This window comes from Bordetella petrii (assembly GCF_000067205.1).
GTDB classification, from domain to species: domain Bacteria; phylum Pseudomonadota; class Gammaproteobacteria; order Burkholderiales; family Burkholderiaceae_B; genus Bordetella_A; species Bordetella_A petrii.
The window spans coordinates 549,223-569,049 of record NC_010170.1 but is presented as its reverse complement, the minus strand read 5'-3'; the positions used below and the strand labels follow the sequence as shown (position 1 = coordinate 569,049).

General features: G+C 66.3%; 17 protein-coding genes. 9 read left to right on the top strand and 8 right to left on the bottom strand.

Annotated elements, in window-relative coordinates; all coding sequences use genetic code 11:
* Nucleotides 1-6 precede the first annotated feature (6 nt).
* Nucleotides 7-2,391, bottom strand: coding sequence for a type VI secretion system Vgr family protein (locus BPET_RS02600; RefSeq protein ID WP_012247542.1), 2,385 nt, complete (start codon nucleotides 2,389-2,391; stop codon nucleotides 7-9).
* 410 nt (nucleotides 2,392-2,801) lie between these two features.
* Nucleotides 2,802-3,731, bottom strand: a complete 930-nt coding sequence (locus tag BPET_RS02595) for a LysR substrate-binding domain-containing protein (protein WP_012247541.1) — start codon at nucleotides 3,729-3,731, stop codon at nucleotides 2,802-2,804.
* Nucleotides 3,732-3,865: 134 nt separating this feature from the next.
* On the opposite strand from BPET_RS02595, the gene gtdA reads away from it, so the two are divergent.
* From gtdA to BPET_RS02550, 9 genes are all read left to right on the top strand, one after another.
* Complete coding sequence (gene gtdA / locus BPET_RS02590; RefSeq protein WP_012247540.1) at nucleotides 3,866-4,918, top strand: gentisate 1,2-dioxygenase; 1,053 nt, start codon at nucleotides 3,866-3,868, stop codon at nucleotides 4,916-4,918.
* Between the two features lie 36 nt (nucleotides 4,919-4,954).
* The gene (locus BPET_RS02585; protein WP_012247539.1) at nucleotides 4,955-5,653 is read left to right on the top strand and encodes a fumarylacetoacetate hydrolase family protein; all 699 of its coding nucleotides are present in this window, start codon (nucleotides 4,955-4,957) and stop codon (nucleotides 5,651-5,653) included.
* Nucleotides 5,654-5,656: 3 nt separating this feature from the next.
* Nucleotides 5,657-6,916, top strand: coding sequence for a flavin-dependent oxidoreductase (locus BPET_RS02580; RefSeq protein WP_012247538.1), 1,260 nt, complete (start codon nucleotides 5,657-5,659; stop codon nucleotides 6,914-6,916).
* A 90-nt stretch (nucleotides 6,917-7,006) separates the two neighbouring features.
* Nucleotides 7,007-7,972, top strand: a complete 966-nt coding sequence (locus BPET_RS02575; protein ID WP_012247537.1) for a tripartite tricarboxylate transporter substrate binding protein — start codon at nucleotides 7,007-7,009, stop codon at nucleotides 7,970-7,972.
* Nucleotides 7,973-8,007: 35 nt separating this feature from the next.
* On the top strand, nucleotides 8,008-8,646 hold the full coding sequence (maiA, locus tag BPET_RS02570) for a maleylacetoacetate isomerase (protein WP_012247536.1): 639 nt from the start codon (nucleotides 8,008-8,010) through the stop codon (nucleotides 8,644-8,646).
* A 26-nt stretch (nucleotides 8,647-8,672) separates the two neighbouring features.
* Nucleotides 8,673-9,053 (top strand): chorismate mutase, encoded by a 381-nt coding sequence (locus BPET_RS02565; RefSeq protein ID WP_012247535.1) that lies wholly within the window; start codon nucleotides 8,673-8,675, stop codon nucleotides 9,051-9,053.
* Nucleotides 9,046-10,032, top strand: a complete 987-nt coding sequence (locus tag BPET_RS02560) for a Bug family tripartite tricarboxylate transporter substrate binding protein (protein WP_012247534.1) — start codon at nucleotides 9,046-9,048, stop codon at nucleotides 10,030-10,032. The genes BPET_RS02565 and BPET_RS02560 overlap by 8 nt, the downstream gene beginning before the upstream one ends.
* Before the next feature lie 23 nt (nucleotides 10,033-10,055).
* Nucleotides 10,056-11,408, top strand: a complete 1,353-nt coding sequence (locus BPET_RS02555) for an FAD-dependent oxidoreductase (RefSeq protein ID WP_012247533.1) — start codon at nucleotides 10,056-10,058, stop codon at nucleotides 11,406-11,408.
* Between the two features lie 60 nt (nucleotides 11,409-11,468).
* Complete coding sequence (locus tag BPET_RS02550; RefSeq protein WP_012247532.1) at nucleotides 11,469-12,665, top strand: 3-hydroxybenzoate 6-monooxygenase; 1,197 nt, start codon at nucleotides 11,469-11,471, stop codon at nucleotides 12,663-12,665.
* 215 nt (nucleotides 12,666-12,880) lie between these two features.
* Here BPET_RS02550 and BPET_RS25675 read toward each other — a convergent pair.
* The 6 genes from BPET_RS25675 to BPET_RS02515 all read right to left on the bottom strand — a co-directional run bounded on the left by BPET_RS25675 (nucleotide 12,881) and on the right by BPET_RS02515 (nucleotide 19,721).
* A protein-coding gene (locus BPET_RS25675) for an IS3-like element ISBope1 family transposase (RefSeq protein ID WP_085970199.1) occupies nucleotides 12,881-14,223 on the bottom strand; the annotation gives its coding sequence in 2 pieces (ribosomal slippage) (nucleotides 12,881-13,782 and nucleotides 13,782-14,223; 1,344 coding nt in all).
* Nucleotides 14,224-14,346: 123 nt separating this feature from the next.
* A complete protein-coding gene (locus BPET_RS02535; RefSeq protein ID WP_012247529.1) occupies nucleotides 14,347-15,372 on the bottom strand; it encodes a Bug family tripartite tricarboxylate transporter substrate binding protein in 1,026 nt (341 codons plus the stop codon).
* Between the two features lie 112 nt (nucleotides 15,373-15,484).
* The gene (locus BPET_RS02530) at nucleotides 15,485-16,225 is read right to left on the bottom strand and encodes an amino acid ABC transporter ATP-binding protein (protein WP_012247528.1); all 741 of its coding nucleotides are present in this window, start codon (nucleotides 16,223-16,225) and stop codon (nucleotides 15,485-15,487) included.
* A 60-nt stretch (nucleotides 16,226-16,285) separates the two neighbouring features.
* Nucleotides 16,286-17,386 (bottom strand): amino acid ABC transporter permease, encoded by a 1,101-nt coding sequence (locus tag BPET_RS02525; RefSeq protein WP_012247527.1) that lies wholly within the window; start codon nucleotides 17,384-17,386, stop codon nucleotides 16,286-16,288.
* Nucleotide 17,387: 1 nt separating this feature from the next.
* The gene (locus BPET_RS02520; RefSeq protein ID WP_012247526.1) at nucleotides 17,388-18,578 is read right to left on the bottom strand and encodes an amino acid ABC transporter permease; all 1,191 of its coding nucleotides are present in this window, start codon (nucleotides 18,576-18,578) and stop codon (nucleotides 17,388-17,390) included.
* Nucleotides 18,579-18,704: 126 nt separating this feature from the next.
* Nucleotides 18,705-19,721 (bottom strand): amino acid ABC transporter substrate-binding protein, encoded by a 1,017-nt coding sequence (locus BPET_RS02515; RefSeq protein WP_012247525.1) that lies wholly within the window; start codon nucleotides 19,719-19,721, stop codon nucleotides 18,705-18,707.
* Nucleotides 19,722-19,827 lie beyond the last annotated feature (106 nt).

Genomic DNA, 19,827 nt, shown 5'->3' with positions numbered 1-19,827 from the left:
GCCTCGTCATGGAAAGATGTTGGCTACCCGCGAAATGATGCCGGCCACCCCACTCTTGATCTGCACGCCGATGCCCTTGATCTGCGTGGCGGCGCCGCCGAACTCGAAACCCTGGTCGCCGTTCTTGAAGGCGGCCAGGTCCAGCTTCACCGTGGACCACTGCGAGTTGATGCCGGCATACACCTGCTGGCGCACTCCCCACAGGTCGGCCGCGGCCAGCACCACGGTGGCGCGCGCCGGCGTGCCGCGCAGGAAGCTGCCAGTCCAGAATGCCTGCTTGGCGCCGCTGACCGTCCAGCTGGGCGTGTTGACCGTCATGCTGGTGTCGGCATTGACGGTCAGCGGCTCGGTCACGGTCTGGGTAAACGTTCCGTTCACCGTATGGGTGACCGCGCCGGTAATGGTCGAATCCTGGGTGCCTGTCAGGTCGTGAATGTGGTTGGCCATGATGGTCTCGGTAAACGTGCCGCCGCCCTTGATGGTCTGGGTGACGTCGCCATCGATGGTTTCCTCGAAAGCGCCGGTCACCAGGCGCTTTTCGCCGTCGTTGAGCGTTTCGTCGAACAGCCCGGTGATATTGCGGATTTCACCGTTGGCCGCCACGGTAGTGTGCAGACCCTGGTCGAATTCTTCTTTCATCAGGCCGTCGGTGACATGGACCGTGCGTTGCTGCTTGACGGTGTAGGTCTCGGCGCCGTCCACATTGACGTTGCGGGTGCTGTCGACCTGCAAGCGGTCGGTGCCGTGCACGGTGATGTCGCGGTTGCCGCCGCCCAGGGCGCCGATCACGGTGGTGTCGTTGGAACCGATGGTGGTGCAGCGGGTGCCGTCGGTGTTGTGCAGTTCGTTGCCCTCGACTTCCGATGTCAGGTCGCGCTCGGCATGCAGCCACACCAGTTCGCTGCCTGGTTTATCTTCGAACATCAGCGCGTTGGCGTTGCCCGGCGTGCCGTCGCGCGAACGGCTCAGGAAGCCGCTCTGGGTGGCGTTGCCCGGCAGCTCCCAGGGCGGCATGTTGCTGGCGTTGTAGACCCGGCCGATGACGATGGGCCGGTCGGGATGGCCGCCGATAAAATCGATGATGACTTCGTCGCCCACGCGCGGCAGCTGGATGCCGCCGAACCCCCCGCCCGCCCAGGGGCTGGACACCCGCACCCAGCATGAGCTGTTCTCGTTTTTCTGGCCGTAGCGGTCCCAGTGGAACTGCACCTTGATGCGGCCGTAGCTGTCGGTCCAGATCTGCTCGCCGGCCTTGCCCACGACGCGCGCGGTCTGGGGGCCGTGCGTGTGCGGCACGGGCGTGATGCGCGGCGCGCGGAACGGGGTGGCGGACGGCAGCACGGTAAAGCCCACGTCGAATGCCGCCGCGTCCAGGCCGCTGGCCTCGCCGGCTTCCTGGATGCGGTAGTGCGCCGACAGGATCAGATACTCGCGGTTTTCGGCCTGGCGCGGGTGGTTGCGCAGCGTGTACAGGTAGCCGGGCGCCATGCCGCGCACGTTGCAGGCGCCGTTGATCTGTTCTTGCCGGCACTGGAGTTCTTCGAGGCGGATGCGCGTGTAGCGTTCGGCGTCGGCGGGGTTAGTGTAGCCGCCCTGCCATTCGTACATTTCGAGATCGCCGTGGTCGTAGGCGCCCGGGTTGTTGCGGCGCGCCTGCAAGTCGGCTCCGGGCGTCTCGAAGTGGTAGTCCGACGTGGCGAACGCGCCCGGGGTGATCTGTTCGGCGATTTCCCAGCTCGAGATGTATTCCTGCCGCGGCACGGTGATGCGGTCGGGGCCGTAGTACGGGATGGTGTCGTAGCCCGGGCAGGTCTCGTGCTGGGTGATGTCGTCGGCCAGCACCAGGGTGTGCCGGTCGGCGTCGTGGCGAAACCAGTAGTAGATGCCTTCGTGCTCCATCAGGCGGCTGATGAAGGCGAAGTCGGTCTCTTGGTACTGCACGCAGTATTCCCAGTTGCGATAGCTGCCGGCCAGCTTGAATTCGACGGGGAAGGGGTATTCGGCCAGCACCTCGCGGATGACGTCGGGCACGCTTTTGTTCTGGAAGATTTTGCTGTCCGAGGTCTGTGTCAGGTACCACAGCCAGGGGCGCACGGTGGCGCGATAGCGGTACAGGCGCGACGTGGGGCCTTCGCGGCCGGCGAGCTTGCAGCGGGTGATGTGGCCGTTGAGGTGGCGCAGGCCGCCGGCGGCCTGAATGTCCAGCGTCAAGGGCTTGCCCAGCAGTTGCTTCATGTCGAGCGAGTGCGAGGGCGATGCCAGGTCGATGTCGAATTCGAACAATTGCGACAGGGCCTCGTGGCCCACCATGCCTCGAAACGCCAGCATGTCGCCGGGCAGCGGCGTGCGGGCGACGACGGTGCGGCGTTGAAGCGAAATAACGTTGTCCATGTCTGCTGTCCGTAGTCCGTGGGCGGCGCGGGGCGGTGCGGGGCGGAACCCGCGGCGGCCCCGGGGACGATGCTAGGCAGGCAGGATGACGGCAATACTTCAGTTCGCGGAAACGTAACCGGGGTGTCTCTAGGTGGAGGTTACGGAACTTGCTAACGGATACAACTGGGCGCGCGCGGGGGGTCTGGTGGCGGTCGCTCGTTCTTGCGGCGTTCCGCGCCGCCGGTTGGGCAGGGGCGGCGCACGTGCGTCGGGCTCGGGCGCATCCAGGCGCCCTCGGTCTGCTACGCAGACTGCCCCGCCGCCCAACGCGCCGCCCCTGCCCAACCGGCGGCGCGGAACTGGGGGCGTGCCAATTGAACGACGCGTTCTAGGCCAATGGGCGGATCGGTGCTGAGCCTGCCTGCGGCTCAACGGGGGGCGGGGGCGTGGTCGGCTACCGCCTGGCGCAGGCAGGCCATGGCGGCTTCCACGGCGGCAGGCAGGAAGGTTTCGCGGCGCCAGTACATGGCGACGGAGCCAAAGCCCGACAGGCGCAGCGGCACAATGCGCATGGCGTTCATGTGCGAAAAGCGCAGGGCGGCGCGGTGCGATGCCACGCCGATCAGGTCGCTGTTGTTGATCAGGGTAAGGTTCACGGTCACCGAGTTGGACTCCACCGCGTCGGCCGGGGCCGACAGGCCCACGGCTTCGAGCGCGGTGTCCAGCGCGTTGCGGATAGGCGTGCCCTTGGGCCACAGAATCCAGCGGTACGCCTGCACGTCGGGCCACTGCACCTGGGTCTTGGTAAACAGCGGGTGGCGCGGGCGCGCCACCAGGTGTACGGGTTCGAGGTACAGGGCCTCGGACTGCACGGCGGGGTCGTGGTGTTCGGGCGCGTAGCGGCCCACGACGATGTCCAGGTCGCCTTGCGCCAGCTGGGCCAGCAGGCGGTCGGTGGTGCCTTCGACGAGCTTGACGCGCGCCTGCGGCATGCGCTCGAACAGGCGCAGCACCGCCAGCGGCACGGTATCGGAGGCCGATGCGCCGGAAGCGCCAATGACCACCCGGCCGCCCCCGCCCTCGCGCAGCGCGGCCATGTCGCCGCTGGCGCGGTCAAGCTGGGCGTCGATGCGCTGGGCGTGCGCGATCAGGGCTTCGCCGTAGGGCGTGGGCCGCAGCCCGCGCGCATGGCGCTCGAACAGCGGCAGGCCGATGTCTTCTTCGAGATCTTTCAGCCACTTGGACAGGCCCGGTTGGGTGGTGTTCAGCATAGCCGCCGAATGGCTGATGTTGCGGGTCTGCGCCAGGCTGAGCAGCATCTTCAGATTGCGCAGGCGCAGCCGATGGGTCCAGTCCATGAGCCTCCCGTCATATTGTTTTATGTATGAATAATAAGTTTATTTCATTTTTTTTGACATGGCTGGCACAGTCATAATGGCCAAAACAAGATGCCAACGGCTGGCCGCCAGGCCCGCCCGAACCGGAGACAATCATGCCCGACGGCCACCCTTCCGCCGACGCCCGCGCCGCCTATTACGCCCGCATCGCCCGCAAGAACATGGCGCCGCTGTGGGAATCGCTGCACAACCTGGTGCCGCGCCAGCCCGCGCCGCGCTGCCTGCCGGCGCTATGGAAATACAACGACGTGCGCGCCGACGTTCTGGAGTCGGGCACGCTGATCAGCGCCGAAGAGGCCGTGCGCCGCGTGCTGATCCTGGAAAACCCCGGGCTGGCGGGTCAGGCCAGCATCACCCAGACCTTGTATGCCGGGCTGCAGCTGATCCTGCCGGGCGAAATCGCGCCCAGCCACCGTCACACGCAATCGGCGCTGCGCTTCATTGTCGAGGGCAAGGGCGCCTACACCGCCGTGGATGGGGAGCGCACCACCATGCACCCGGGCGATTTCATCATCACGCCCTCCTGGACCTGGCACGACCACGGCAACCTGGAAGCCGCCGATGGCGGCGAGCCGGTGATCTGGCTCGACGGACTGGACATTCCGCTGCTGCGCTTCCTGGATGCCGGCTTTGCCGAGAACTACCCGGCCGCCACGCAGCCGGTCAGCCGCCCCGAGGGCGACAGCACCGCCCGCTTCGGCCACAACATGGCGCCGGTGCGCTACCAGCCGGCCAGCGGCTCGTCGCCGATCTTCAACTACCCCTATGAACGCAGCCGCGAAGCGCTGGACCAGTTGTACCGCCACGGCGAACTGGATGCCTGGGATGGCGTGAAGCTGCGCTACGTGAACCCGGCCACGGGCGGCTACCCCATGCCCACCATGGCCACCTTCATGCAATTCCTGCCCGCCGGCTTCCAGGGCAAGACTTACCGCAGCACCGATTCCACGGTGTACAGCGTGGTCGAGGGCCGCGGCACCGCACGCATTGGCGACCAGCAGTTCGAGTTCGGCCCGCGCGACATTTTCGTGGCTCCCTCGTGGCAGCCCGTGCAACTGGGCGCGCTGGAAGACGCCACCCTGTTCAGCTATTCCGACCGGCCGGTGCAGGCCGCGCTGGGCCTGCTGCGCGAATCGCGCGAAGGCTGACCGCTTCATTCATTCCGTTCTATCGAAGGCGCATTCATGTCTTATGTCTTTACCCCCGCCGCCCCGGTTTCCGTACCGGTCGCCGGCAGCCAGGACCGCTACCCCGTACGCCGCGTGTACTGCGTGGGCCGCAACTATGCCGCGCATGCCCGCGAAATGGGCTTCGACCCCGATCGCGAGCCGCCCTTCTTCTTCTGCAAGCCGGCCGACGCAGTAGTGCCGGCCGAGGCCGGCGCCACACTGGAAATTCCCTACCCGCCCGAGACGGCCAACTACCACTACGAGATCGAACTGGTCGCGGCCATCGGCAAGGGCGGCGCCCGCATCCCGGTGGAACAGGCACTGGAGCATGTCTGGGGCTATGCCGTGGGTCTGGACATGACGCGCCGCGACCTGCAGATGAAAATGCGCGAAGCCGGGCGGCCCTGGGAACTGGGCAAAGCCTTCGACCACAGCGCGCCCATCGCGCCCCTGCGCCGCGCGGCCGATGCGGGCGACCTGTCGCGCGCCGCGATCTGGCTGCAGGTCAATGGGCAGGATCGCCAGCGCAGCGACACCTCGAAACTGATCTGGTCGGTTGCCGAAACCATCGCCTATCTGTCGAACTACTTCCGCCTGGAACCCGGCGACCTGATCTACACCGGCACGCCCGAAGGGGTGGGTCCGGTCAAGGTGGGCGACCTGATGGAAGGCGGCGTCGAGGGGCTGGACGCGCTGCGCGTGCGGGTGGCCTGACGCATGAAGACCGATACCGACGTCGTCATCATCGGGGCCGGCGTGGGCGGCCTGGTGCTTGCCTTGAGCCTGCACCAGGCGGGCATCGGCTGCCGCGTATTCGAAGCCGTGCCCGAGATCCGGCCGCTGGGCGTGGGCATCAACCTGCTGCCGCACGCCGCCCGCGAGCTGGATGAGCTGGGGCTGCTGCCGGCGCTGGACGCGGTGGGCGTGCACACCAAGGAATCCATCTTCTTTACCCGCCACGGCCAGTTCATCTACAGCGAACCGGCAGGCAAGGCGGCCGGCTACGACTGGCCGCAATATTCCATCCATCGCGGCGACCTGCAGATGGCGCTGCTGGCCGCCGTGCGCGAGCGCCTGGGCGCCGACAGCGTGGTCACCGACAGCCGCTGCGTGCGCGTCGACCAGGACGCCGACAGCGTCACAGTGCATCTGGTCAATGGCGCTGGCGAGGCCCTGCCGCCGGTGCGGGGCGCGATCGCGGTGGGCTGCGACGGCATCCATTCGGCGGTGCGCAAGCAGCTGTATCCCCACGAAGGCCCGCCGCGTTATTCGGGCGTGAATATGTGGCGCGGCGTTACTCGCCACCCGGCGTTTCTCAGCGGCGCCAGCATGGTGCGCGCAGGCTGGCTGGCCAGCGGCAAGATGGTCATCTACCCCATCCGCGACGCCATCGATGCCGATGGCAACCAGTTGGTGAACTGGGTGGCGGAAATCGAATCGCCCGTGCCGGCCCAGCGCGACTGGACTCGCGCCGGCCGGCTGGAAGACTTCTATCCGGCGTTCGCCGACTGGCAGTTCGACTGGCTGGACGTGGCGGCGCTGATCCGCAATGCCGATTCCATACTGGAATATCCCATGGTCGACCAGGACCCGCTGCCCACCTGGACCCGCGGACGCATGACGCTGCTGGGCGATGCCGCCCACCCCATGGTGCCGCGCGGCTCGAACGGCGCCGGCCAGGCGGTGATCGACGCGCGCTACCTGGCCGGGCGTCTCAAGCACCTGGGCCTGGGCGAGGCGGCCCTGCAGGAATACGACCGCGCGCGAGTCGAGGCCACCACGCGCGTAGTGCTGACCAACCGCAGCAACCCGCCCGACGCCATCCTGCGCGAAGTGTACGAACGCTCGGGCGACCGCCCCTACCAGCGCATCGAAGACGTCATCAGCCGCGAAGAACTGGAAGGCATCTCGCACCGCTACAAGCAGGTGGCCGGCTTCGACCCGGCCGGCCTGAAAGCGCGCGCATCGTTCCTGTAGCCGGCGCGGCAGGTGTCTGACTCCCGCTGGCCGTCAGACACCTGGCAACACGCCCGTACCGCATACCTATAAGACAACCCGGAGAGACACATGAACACTTTGATCCGCGCCATGGCCGCGCTGGCCCTGGCACTGGCCGCCACGGCCAGCCACGCCGCCTGGCCCGAGCGGCCGATTACGCTGGTGGTGCCCTTCACGCCCGGCACGGGCATCGACCTGATCGCGCGCCAGCTGGCCGCCCGCCTGCCGCAGGCGCTGGGCCAGCCGGTGGTGGTGGAGAACCTGGCCGGCGCCAGCGGCAACATCGGCACCGAGAAGGCCGCGCGCGCCGAACCCGACGGCTACACCTTCCTGGTCACGGTGAACACGCTGGTCATGAACAGCAGCCTGTACAAGGGCAAGCTGCATTTCGACCCGCTGAAAGACCTGGCGCCCATCGGCCAGACCTCATGGGGTTCGCTGCTGCTGGTCACGCATCCGTCCAACCCGGCCGCCACGGTGGCCGACGTGGTCAAGGCCGCCCAGGCCGCGCCCGGCAAGCTCACCTACGGCACGCCCGGCGTGGGCACGCCGCACCATCTGTCGATGGCGCTGTTCCTGGACCGCACCCACGCCAGCATGCTGCACGTGCCCTACAAAGGCACCGCCGGGGCCGTTACCGACATGCTGGGCGGGCGGCTGGACTATATGTTCCTGCCGGTGCACGTGGCCTTGCCGCAGGTGCGGGCCGGCAAGCTGAAAGTCATCGCGACCGGCAGCCCCAGGCGGCTGCCCCAATTGCCCGACGTGCCGACCCTGACCGAGGCCGGGTTGCAGGGCGCCGACGTGGACATGTGGTACGGCCTGTTCGCGCCGGCCGGCACGCCCGAGGCGATCGTGCAGCGCATGAACCAGTCCATCAACGTCATTCTGCAAGATCCGGCCACCGCCCGCGCATTCGACGCCCAGGGCATGGTGCCCGCCACCTCCACGCCAGCCGAGTTCGGCGCGCTGGTCGCCAGGGACGCCAAGCGCTGGGACGACATCATCACGCGCACCGGCATCAGCGCCGACTGAGCGCCCCTCTATCCGCCACCCCCCAGTAGACCTTCATGCAACTGCACAGCTTCTTCAACAGTTCCACCTCGTATCGCGTGCGCATCGCGCTGGCGCTCAAGGGCTTGCCGTACGACTACGCGCCCGTCAACATCCGCAAACTGGAGCACCGCGCCGCCGATTACGTGGCGCGCAACCCGTCCGCCAACGTGCCGCTGCTGGACGACGGCCGCCTGGCGCTGGGGCAGTCGCTGGCCATCATCGACTACCTGGATGCCCGGCACCCCGAGCCGCGCCTGATCCCCGCCGATCCCGACCAGCGCGCGCGCGTGCTGGAGCTTTCGTACGCCATTGCCTGCGACATGCACCCGGTGAACAACTTGCGCATCCTGCGCTACCTGCAGGACGTGCTGGGCGCCACCGACGAACAGAAAAACGCCTGGTACCGCCATTGGATCAGCGAAGGCATGGCCACGGTGGAATCCCTGCTGCAGCGCCACGGCAGCGGGCCGTACTGCTTCGGCGCGGCGCCGACGCTGGCCGACTGCTGCCTGGTGCCGCAGATTGCCAACGCGCAGCGCATGGGGTGCGACCTGTCGGCCTACCCCCACGCCATGCGCGTCTACACGCATTGCGGCGAGCAGCCGGCGTTCCAGGCGGCTGCGCCGCAACGCCAGCCCGACTACGCCGGCTGAACGCCGGCCTGCGCAAGAGACGATTCATGTCCACAGAACCCGACACCACCGCTGGCCCGCTGCGCCAGTACGACGACCCGGCCTATCGCCCCCTGTGCGCCAACCTGGGCGAAGTGCGAGCGCACATCGACCGGCTCGACAACGACATCGTGCGGCTGATCGCCGAGCGCGCCATGTACGTGAAAGACGCCGCCCGCTTCAAGCGCGACGCGTTCCAGGTCAGCGCGCCGGCGCGCCAGGCCCAGGTTTTCGAGCGTGCCCGCGCGCTGGCGCGGCGCCATGACCAGGGGTTCGAGAACCTGGAGGCGGTGGTCGAGGCGACCTACCGCGCCATGGTGGCAGCCTTCATCGCCAACGAGCAACACTACTTCACAAAAATGACACCCACAGGAGACCCTGATGCATGATTTCATCGCCAGCGGCTGGCGCCGCCGCCTCTTGAGCGCCGTTCTGATCGTGATGCCTTTGGCCGCGGCGCAGGCCGCCGACTGGCCGGCGCAACCGCTCAAGCTGGTGGTGCCGTTCGGCCCCGGCTCCAGCCCCGACCAGGTGGCGCGCATCGTCGGCGACAAGGCCGGCAATATTCTCGGGCAAACCGTGGTGGTCGAGAACAAGCCCGGCGCCAGCGGCAACATCGGCACGTATGCCATCGCCAACGCCAAGCCCGACGGCTACACCTTCGGGGTGTCGATCACCGGCCCGCTGGTCAACAACACCGTGTTGTTCGACAAGCTGCCCTACAACCCCTTCAAAGACCTGTCCGCGCTGACACTCGCCGTGCACCAGCCCAATGTGCTGGTCGTGCCGGCCAAGTCGGGCATCACCAGCATCGCGCAGCTGCTCGATGCGTTGAAGCAGCACCCCGACCAATACAACTTCCCCTCGCCGGGCGCCGGCACGGTGTCGCACCTGTCGGTCGAGCTGATGCTGCAGCGCATCGGCGCCAAGGCAGTGCATGTGCCCTACCCGTCGTCGCCGGCCGCGCTGAGCTCGGTCATTGCCGGCGACACGCAATTCGCCGCGCTGCCGCCCATTGCGGTCATGCCCATGGTGAAAGACGGCCGCCTGAAGGCGCTGGCCGTCACCTCGTCGAAGCGCTCGGCGCTGCTGCCTGACATTCCCACGCTGGCCGAGGTAGGCGTGAAAGGCATCGAAGGGTCTGCCTGGATCGGTTTTGTGGTGTCGTCGAAAGTGCCTGCGGACGTGCAGAAAAAACTGTCTGACGCGCTTATCCGGGCCATTCACGACCCGGCCGTGCAGCAGCGCCTGCAGGCGCAGTACATGGATCCGGTGGGCAACACGCCGGCCGAGTTCCGCGCCTACATGGACGACGAACTGCGGCGCTGGAAGCCGCTGATCGGGCAGTTGGGCATCAAGGCCCAGTAATGCACGCACACAAGGAGCCATCGATGTTCGTTACTGAACCCCCGCGCCAGATCCCGGTGCACGGCGAGTACGACGTGGTCGTGCTGGGCGGCGGGCCCGCCGGCCTGCTGGCCGCCGCCAGCGCCGCGCGCAATGGCGCCAGCGTGCTGTTGGCCGAACGTTACGGCTTCCTGGGCGGCATGGGCACGGCGGCCGGCGTTTCCAACTTCTGCGGCCTGCACGCCAACGTGTACGGCGACATTCGCCAAGTGGTGCACGGCATGGCCGACGAATTGCTCGACCGCATGCGCGCCCTGGATGGCCTGAACGATCCGCACCTGATCCTGGGCAAGATCCACGCCCAGGCCTTCGACGTGTCGGCGTTCAAGTGCGCGGCCGACGGCCTGCTGCGCGACAGCGGCGCACAGGTGCTGTTCCATGCGCTGGCCACCGGCATCGTGCGCGGCGCCGACGGCGCGGTGGACGCCCTGTTGCTGGAAACCAAGTCGGGCCCGCGGGCGGTGCGCGGCCGCGTCTTCATTGATTGCTCGGGCGATGCCGATATCGCCCAATGGGCGGGCCTGCCGTTCGAAAAAGGCGACGGCCAGGGTCACATGATGTACCCCACCTTGATGTTCAAGGTGGGCAATGTAGACGGCGAACGCGCCCGCGAGGCCTGGAAGATCATCCCCCAATTGATGGACGAGGCCGAGGCCAGCGGCGAATTCCGCTTCCCGAGGCGCGGCGCCATCGTGCGCCCGCAAAAGCACGATTACGAATGGCGCGTCAACGTCACCCAGCTCAGCAATCCCGATGGCTCGGCCGCCGACGGCACCGACGCGCTGTCGCTGTCGGCCGGCGAACTGGAAGGCCGCCGGCAGATCGTCGACTACCTGGCGTTCCTGCGCGCGCGGGTGCCCGGCTTCGAGCGCGCCTATGTGCTGGACATCGCCCCGCAGCTGGGCATACGCGAAACCCGCCGCATCGTGGCCGAGTACATGCTCAGCCGCGACGACGTGCTCGGCTGCGCCGATTTTCCGGACAGCATCGGCGTCAATGGCTGGCCGCTGGAAATCCACGTGGCCGGCGATGTGCAGTGGGTATGGCCGCCCATACCGCAGTCGCGTGGCTACAACCAGCTGCCGCTGCGCATGATCGTGCCGCGCCAGGCGGCCGCAGCCGCGTCCAACGTGCTGGTGGCCGGCCGCTGCGCCGGCATGACGCACGAAGGCCAGTCGGCGGCGCGCGTCAGCGGCAGCTGCTTTGTCATGGGCGAGGCCGCCGGCACCGCCGCGGCGCTGGCGCTACGCGCTGGCGTGGCGCCCGGCCAGTTGCCCGCCGCAACGCTGCGGGACCAGTTGCGCCGCCAGGGCGCGTTCCTGGGCGAACCGGCATGATGCAGCGATTTTCTTCATCGACTCCCGTGCAGGACCCGCGCGGGACAGCAGGAGCATGACATGAGCAACTCTACGCGCACGCAGACGGCCATCGTGGTCGGAGGCGGCATTGGCGGCCTGGCGGCCGCCCTGGCGCTGACCCGCCAGGGCATCGCCGTGCAGCTGCTGGAACAGGCCAGCCACATCGGCGAAATCGGCGCCGGCATCCAGCTGGGCCCCAACGCCTTCGCCGCGCTGGATGCCCTGGGCGTGGGCCAGACGGCGCGCGGCCGCGCCGTGTTCACCGACCACATCATCATGATGGATGCCGTGGACGCCCAAGAGGTTGTGCGCATCGATACCGGCGAGGCCTTCCGGCAACGCTTCGGCGGCCCGTACGCGGTCATCCACCGGGCCGACATCCATCTGTCCATCCTTGAGGCCGTGCAGCGCGACCCGCTGATCCAGTTCCACACCTCGACCCAGATCACCGGACTGCGCCAGGACGGCGCGCAGGTCGAAGTGCAAGACGCGCAGGGCCGCCGCTACCGCGCCGACGCGGTGCTGGGCTGCGATGGGGTCAAGTCGGTGATACGCGACCACCTGGTGGGCGACGCCGCCCGTGTGACCGGCCACGTGGTGTACCGCGCGGTGGTCGAACGCGACAACATGCCCGAAGAGCTGCGCATCAACGCGCCCGTGCTGTGGGCCGGGCCGCGCTGCCACCTGGTGCACTACCCGCTGCGCGGCGGCCAACAGTACAACCTGGTGGTCACCTTCCACAGCCGCGAACAAGAAGAATGGGGCGTACGCGACGGCAGCAAGGAAGAAGTGCTGAGCTACTTCCAGGGCGTGCATCCGCGCCCGCATCAGATGCTGGACCGCCCGACTTCATGGCGGCGCTGGGCCACGGCCGACCGCGAGCCCGTCGAGCGCTGGGGCGAAGGCCGCGCCACCCTGCTGGGCGACGCCGCGCACCCCATGACGCAATACATGGCGCAAGGCGCATGCATGGCGCTGGAGGACGCGGCCACGCTGGGCCAGGCCGTCAAAGCCTGCGACGGCGACCTGCCGGCAGCCTTCCGGCTGTACGAATCGGTGCGCATTCCGCGCAGCGCGCGCGTGGTGTGGTCTACCCGGGAAATGGGCCGCATCTACCATGCGCAGGGTGTGGAACGGCAGGTGCGCAACAGCCTGTGGAAAGACAAGACCCAGGAGCAGTTCTATGACAGGCTGCAGTGGCTGTACGGATGGAAGGTGGAAAACTGCCTGGCGTAATGGCCATGCAGACAGGTGTCAGGCCCCGAAGGTGCGTCGCCTCCCACAGGTGTCAGGCACCCTGCGGGAGCCAGACACCTGGCGGCCGGGCCAGGCGCCAAGCCCCGAAGGTGCCTCGCCGCCCACAGGTGTCAGGCCCCGTAGGCGCGTCGCCGCCCACAGGTGTCAGGCTCCCGCAGGTGAAGTGACCCCACAAAGTTGGACAGTTTTGGCCGTTATGTGGCCAGGAGCTGAGTCCGGTATTGCACCGGACTCAACCCGTTAAGTTTGAGCTTAATGCGGTGATGATTGTAGTAGTGGATATATCGGTCGATCCCGTCCTTGAGCTGTTCGATGGTCTGGAAGGTGTTCAGGTGGAAGAACTCGGCCTTCAGGGTGCCGAAGAAGCTCTCGATGGCGGCATTGTCCAGGCAATTTCCCTGTCGTGACATGCTCTGGGTGACCGCGTGCTGCGCCAGGAGCTCGCGGTAGGCGGGCATCTGGTATTGCCACCCCTGGTCCGAGTGCAGGATGGGCCGCTCGTACGGGCTGAGCCGGGCGCAGGCTTGCCTGAGCATGGCTGCGACCATGGCGAAGCTGGGACGGCAGGCCATTTCGTAGGCGATGATCTCGCCATTGCACAGGTCCATCACCGGCGAGAGGTACAGCTTCTGGGTGCCGACCCTGAACTCGGTCACATCGGTGGCCCACTTCTGATTCGGGCGAGCAGCCCTGAACTGGCGTCGCAGCACGTTCGGGGCGAGCTGGCTCAGCGTGCCTCGGTAGGAGCGATACTTCTTGACCCGTACGCAAGACTTCAACCCCAACAGGCCCATCAGGCGCTGCACCGTCTTGTGGTTGACCGGCCAGCCTTGCTGGCGGATCGCCTCGGTGATGCGTCGATAGCCGTAGCGGCCGTGATGCTGGGCAAAAATTGCGCAGATCCGGGACTTCAATGACGCGAACTTGTCTTCGGCTTGCCCGGCCCGCCATTGGTAGTAGAAGGTGCTGCGTGACAGCCCCACCACCGACAACAAGCCCGCAAGAGGGAATTGCTGCCTTAGTTCAAGCACTATTTGCGCTTTTTCTGCTGCGCCGATTTCTGTTTGGCTTGAACCAAGGCATCGAGCTTTTTTAGGTACGCGTTCTCCATGCGCAGAAACTGCAGTTCCTTGAGCAGATCTTCGCGTGTACGCGTGGCATCGGGCGATGCCGGTTTCACGGGCGAGGTCATTGCGGGGGGCTGTCCTGTAGATAAAGCGGCTAGACCCTGTACATCATACTGGCGTGCCCAGCGGGCGATGATGTTGAAGTTGCGGATGTCGAACCGCGCTGCCGCCTGCCGATACGACAGGCCCTGCTGTTTCATCTGTTGCAGCACCGTCTGCTTGAACGAGGCGCTGTAGCGGCCGCGCTTGGCGCGCACGCCCGAGGCGCCATGCTCCCGGTAGGCCGCCGCCCAGCGTCGCAGCGCATGCGGGTTCACGCCGTGGCGTTGCGCCACGGCTTCCAGTCCCAAATCGCCCCGGCAATACTCCTCGACCGCTGCAAATTTGGTCTGTTCGCTGTACTTCACCATAAAAATACCCCCATAAGTTGGTATCCAACTTTTGGGGGTCACTTCACCGCAGGGTGCCTGACACCGAAGCAGGCAGAGACTGCTCCCAACAGCCGGCGCCCCGCACCGGCCGCGCTTGCCGGGTCAGTTAAGGCTGGCGCCCGAGAGCTTGACGACTTCCTGGTATTTATTTTTTTCGTTCTTCACGAAAGCGGCGAACGCTTCCGGCGTCATGGGTTCGGCTTCGGAACCCATGGCCAGCAGGCGCTGGCGCACGTCGGGCTGGCGCAGGGCGTCGGCGTAGGCCTTGTTCAGCTTGGCCACCACTGCGGCGGGAGTGCCGCCGGTGGTGAACACGCCGAACCACGTACCCAGATCGAAGCCCTTCACGCCGGCTTCATCCATGGTGGGCACGTCAGCCAACAGCGACGAGCGCTTCAGCGTGGTCACCGCCAGGGCCTTGACCTTGCCGTCTTTGATCAGCGGCGCCGAAGCAGCCAGGTTGTCGAACATGAAATCCGACTGGCCGCCTAGCAGCGCCAGCTGCGCGGGCGAGGCGCCCTGGTACGGGACGTGCACGGCGTCAATGCCAGCGCGCGCTTTCAGCAGTTCGCCCGCCAGGTGGCCGGCGCTGCCGTTGCCGCCCGAACCGTAGTTGAGCCGGCCCGGATTTTTCTTGGCATACGCGATCAGGTCCGCCAGGGAATCGATGTGGTTCTGCTTGGCGAAGTCCACGTTCATGACCAGCACGTTGGGCACCGCCGCCACGATGGTGACCGGCGCGAAGTCCTTGATGGGGTCGTAGGGCAGATTGGCGAACAGCCACGGGTTGATGGCGTGCGTGGCCACGGCGCCCATCACCAGGGTGTAGCCGTCGGGCGCGGCCTTGGCGACCAGGTCGGCGCCGATATTGCCGCCCGCGCCCGAGCGGTTCTCGACGATGACCGGCTGGCCCAGCGAGACGCGCACCTTCTCGGCCAGCATGCGCGCCGTGGAATCGAGCGGGCCGCCGGGCGGATACGGCACCACGAAACGCAGCGGCTTGGTGGGGAAGTCGGTGTCCTGGGCAAGCGCCGGGCCCGTGCAGGCCAGGGCCGCCGCCAGGGCGACGGCGCCGCGCACCAGCGCGCGGCGGGCGGACGAAACGGGGGGTTGTTGCGGGTTGCGCATTTTTTCTGGTCTCCAGTGTGTGCTTCTGTGCGGCACGTAGCATAACCCGGCCGGACGCGCCGGCGCCCGGCGCGCCTCGCGGCAGGCCGGGCGCCGGCGGGAAAACCCGCGGTCAGTGCAGGATCTGGCTCAGGAACAGCTTGGTGCGTTCGTTCTGCGGGTTGTCGAAGAACTGGTCGGGGCTGTTCTGCTCGATGATCTCGCCGCGGTCCATGAAAATGACGCGGTTGGCCACCTTGCGCGCGAAACCCATTTCGTGGGTCACGCACAGCATGGTCATGCCGCTTTCCTGGGCCAGCGTAACCATCACGTCCAGCACTTCCTTGACCATTTCCGGGTCGAGGGCGGAAGTGGGCTCATCGAACAGCATGATCTTGGGGCTCATGCACAGCGAGCGCGCAATGGCCACGCGCTGCTGCTGGCCGCCGGACAACTGCCCGGGGAACTTGTTGGCCTGTTCGGGAATGCGCACGCGCTCCAGGTACTTCATGGCGGTGGCCTCGGCCTCGGCGCGCGGCTTTTTCAGCACCCAGGTGGGGCCCAGCGTCAGGTTCTCCAGCACGGTCAGGTGCGGGAACAGGTTGAAGTGCTGGAACACCATGCCCACGTCGCGGCGGATGGTCTCGATGTGCTTCAGGTCGTTGGTAAGCTCGGTGCCGTCGACGATGATGTGCCCCTGCTGGTGTTCTTCCAGCCGGTTGATGCAGCGGATCATGGTCGACTTGCCCGAACCCGACGGGCCGCACACCACGATACGTTCGCCGGGGGCCACGTCCAGGTTGATATTGCGCAGCACGTGGAACTGGCCATACCACTTGTTCACGTTCTGCATGCGGATGATGGCATCACTCATGCCTGTACTCCCATAAGGTGCGCCAGCCCGGCCCGCCTGCGGCGGACACGGGCCCGGCAACTATCGTTTGTGTCCGGTCGCCAGGCGTTTTTCCAGGCGTTGGCTGTATTTCGACATCGAAAAGCAGAACACGAAGTAGATCAGCGAGATAAAGACGTAGGCCTCGACCCCGAAACCGCGCCATGCGGCGTCCGACAGGGCCGCCTTGGCAGCCAGCGTCAGGTCGAAAATGCCGATGATCACCACCAGCGACGTGTCCTTGAACAGCGCAATGAAGATGCTGACCAGCGGCGGGATCACAATGCGCAGCGCCTGCGGCAGAATGATCTTGCGCATCTGCTGCCAGTAGTTCAGGCCCAGCGAATCGGCGCCTTCGTACTGCCCCTTCGGGATGGCCTGCAGCCCGCCGCGCACGGTTTCGGCGATGTACGCCGCCGCGAACATGATGATGGCGATCTGCGCGCGCAGCAGCTTGTCGATGGAAAAACCCACCGGCAAGAACAACGGCAGCATCACCGACGACATGAACAACAGGCTGATCAGCGGCACGCCACGGATCAATTCGATGTACACGACGCACAGTGCCTTGATGGCCGGCATTTTCGATTTGCGGCCCAGCGCCAGCAGCACGCCGAACGGAAACGCGAAGGCGATGCCGAAGGTCGACAGGATCAGCGTCAGCGGCAGGCCGCCCCACAGCGAGTTCTCGACATAGGTCAGGCCCAGCACGCCGCCCCACATCAGCACCGCCACGGCGGTCAGGCCGACGACCCAGATCAGGGCGAGACGCGCATTCCAGAAGCGGCGCAGGCCGCTGCAGACAATCACCCCGATCAGGATGATGGTGGCCAGCAGGGGACGCCACTGCTCGTCGTACGGGTACGTGCCGAACAGGATCAGGCGGTGCTTTTCGGCGATGAACGCCCAGCACGCGCCGGCGGCCTTGCGGCATTCCTGCGAGGTCGTCGACGTGAAGTCGGCCTGCAGGAAGGCCCACTCGACCAGGGCCGGCACCGCCATCAGCAGAATCCAGGCCACCAGGACCGTGGCCAGGATGCTCACGGGCGACGAGAACAGGCGCTCTTTCAGCCAGGGCCACACGCCGACCTGGCTGCGCGGCGGCGGCAGGCCTTCGCTGGGGATAGGCGTAGTCGTGCTCATATCAACGCTCCACCAGCGCGATGCGCTTGTTGTACCAGTTCATGAATACCGAGATCGACAGGCTGACGGTGAGGTAAGCCGCCATGATGATCAAGATGCCTTCGATGGCCTGCCCCGTCTGGTTCATGGTGGTATTGACCACCGAGACGATGTCGGGATACCCAATAGCCACCGCCAGCGAACTGTTCTTGGTCAGGTTCAGGTACTGGCTGGTCATGGGCGGGATGATCACGCGCAGCGCCTGCGGCAATATCACCAGGCGCAGCACCCGCGAGCGGCGCAGGCCCAGCGAGCCGGCGGCTTCCCACTGCCCCTGGTTGACCGCCTGGATGCCCGAGCGCACCACTTCGGCGATAAAGGCCGAGGTATAGATCACCAGCCCCGCCAGCAGGGCCGCGAACTCGGGCGACAGCGTCAGCCCGCCCGAGAAGTTGAAGCCCTTGAGCTCGGGCATGTCCAGCTTCAACGATGCGCCGCTCACCAGCCAGCCCAGGATGGGCAGCCCGATGAACAGGCCCAGCGCGACGCGTCCGAGCGGAAACACCTGGCCGGTGGCTTCCTGGCGCTTCTTGCCCCAGTGCGCGGCCACGATGGTGCCGATGATGGCCAGCGCCAACCCGCCCAGAATGAAGTCGAGCGAAGCGCCTTCCAGGGCCGGCACTTTCAGGCCGCGGTTCGAGATGAACACGCCGGGTAGCGGATTGGCCGCCTGGCGCGGGCCGGGCATGTTCTCGGTGATAAGGGCGTACCAGAAGAACAGCTGCAGCAGCAGCGGCACGTTGCGCATGGTTTCGACGTACACCGAGCACACCTTGGCCATGAGCCAGTTCTTCGACAGCCGGCCCACCCCGATCAGGGTGCCCAGCAGGGTGGCCAGAATGATGCCCAGCACGGCCGCGCGCAGCGTGTTCAGCAGGCCCACCACAATGGCGCGGCCGTAGGTGTTGGCCGGCGTGTAATCGATGGGCGTCTCGCCGATGGCGAAGCCCGCTTCGCGGTCGATGAATCCGAAGCCGGTGGAAATATTGCGCACCTGCAGGTTGTGCAAGGTGTTGGAAACCAGGAACCACACGGCCAGGGCGACCAGGGCCAGCGCGACAACCTGATACACCACGGCGCGCACGCCGGGGTCGTTCCAGCTGAGACGTCGCTTGGGCGCCGCCGCCGGGACTTGGGGGTTGTTTGTCGTCATGGAATGGATCTACAGAAGTCGAAAAGGAATGGCCGGCAAACCCTGACGCCACCTTACTCCTGCCGCCCGCCCCCGAGGGGCGGGCCTGGCAAGGCGGGCGAACCCCGCCTTGCCCGGCAGCCGTGCTTAGCGCACCGGCCAGCCGTACATCAGACCGCCGTCCTTGTAGGAGGCGTTCAGGCCGCGCTCGAGCTTCATGGCGCTGTCGGCGCCCAGCGTGCGCTCGAAGACTTCGCCGTAGTTACCCACCTGCTTGATGATGGTGTAGGCCCACTTGTCGTCCACGCCCAGGTTCTTGCCCATGCCCGGGGTCACGCCCAGGATGCGCTGGATATTGGGATTGGAGCTCTTGGCCATCTCGTCGACGTTCTTCGAGGTGATGCCGTATTCCTCGGCTTCCAGCATGGCGTTGAGCGACCAGCGCACGATGTTGAACCATTGCTCGTCGCCCTGGCGAACCATGGGACCCAGCGGCTCTTTCGAGAAGTCTTCCGGCAGGATGACGAAGTTGTCGGGGTTCTCGAGCGTGGTGCGGGTCGAGGCCAGTTGCGACTTGTCGGTGGTAAAGGCGTCGCAGCGGCCGGCCGAGAAGGCGCGGATGATTTCGTCGTACTTGTCGATAACGACCGGCTTGAATTCGATCTTCTGGCCGCGGAACCAGTCGGCCAGGTTCAGTTCGGTGGTGGTGCCCGGCTGCACGCAGATGGTGGCGCCGTTCAGTTCCTTGGCGCTCTTGACGCCCAGGTCTTTGGACACCATCACGCCCTGGCTGTCGTAGTAGTTGACGCCGGCGCCGATCAGGCCCAGCGTGGTGTCACGCGTGAGGGTCTGGGTGGTGTTGCGGGTAAGCACGTCGACTTCGCCCGACTGCAGCGCGGTGAAGCGCTGCTGCGTGTTCAGCGGCGTGACTTTGAACTTGGTGGAATCGTTGAACATGGTGGCGGCGATGGCACGGCACATGGCCACGTCGATGCCTTTCCATTCGCCCTTGCTGTCCGCCATGGAGAAGCCGGGAATGCCCGTCGACACGCCGCACTGGACAAAGCCCTTCTTTTTGACGCTGTCGAAAGTTGCGCCAGCGTTGGCCGCCGAAGACGCTGCGAACAGTGCGGCGGCAACGGCGGCTAATTTCAGTGCTTTCATCTTTTATCTCCTGTAGGGGAAGCCTTGGTGCGCAAAGGGTGGGGCGCATCAAGCATCGCCGGGATGGTAGCGGGTCAGCATATTCGGGGACATGGGGGAAATCCCT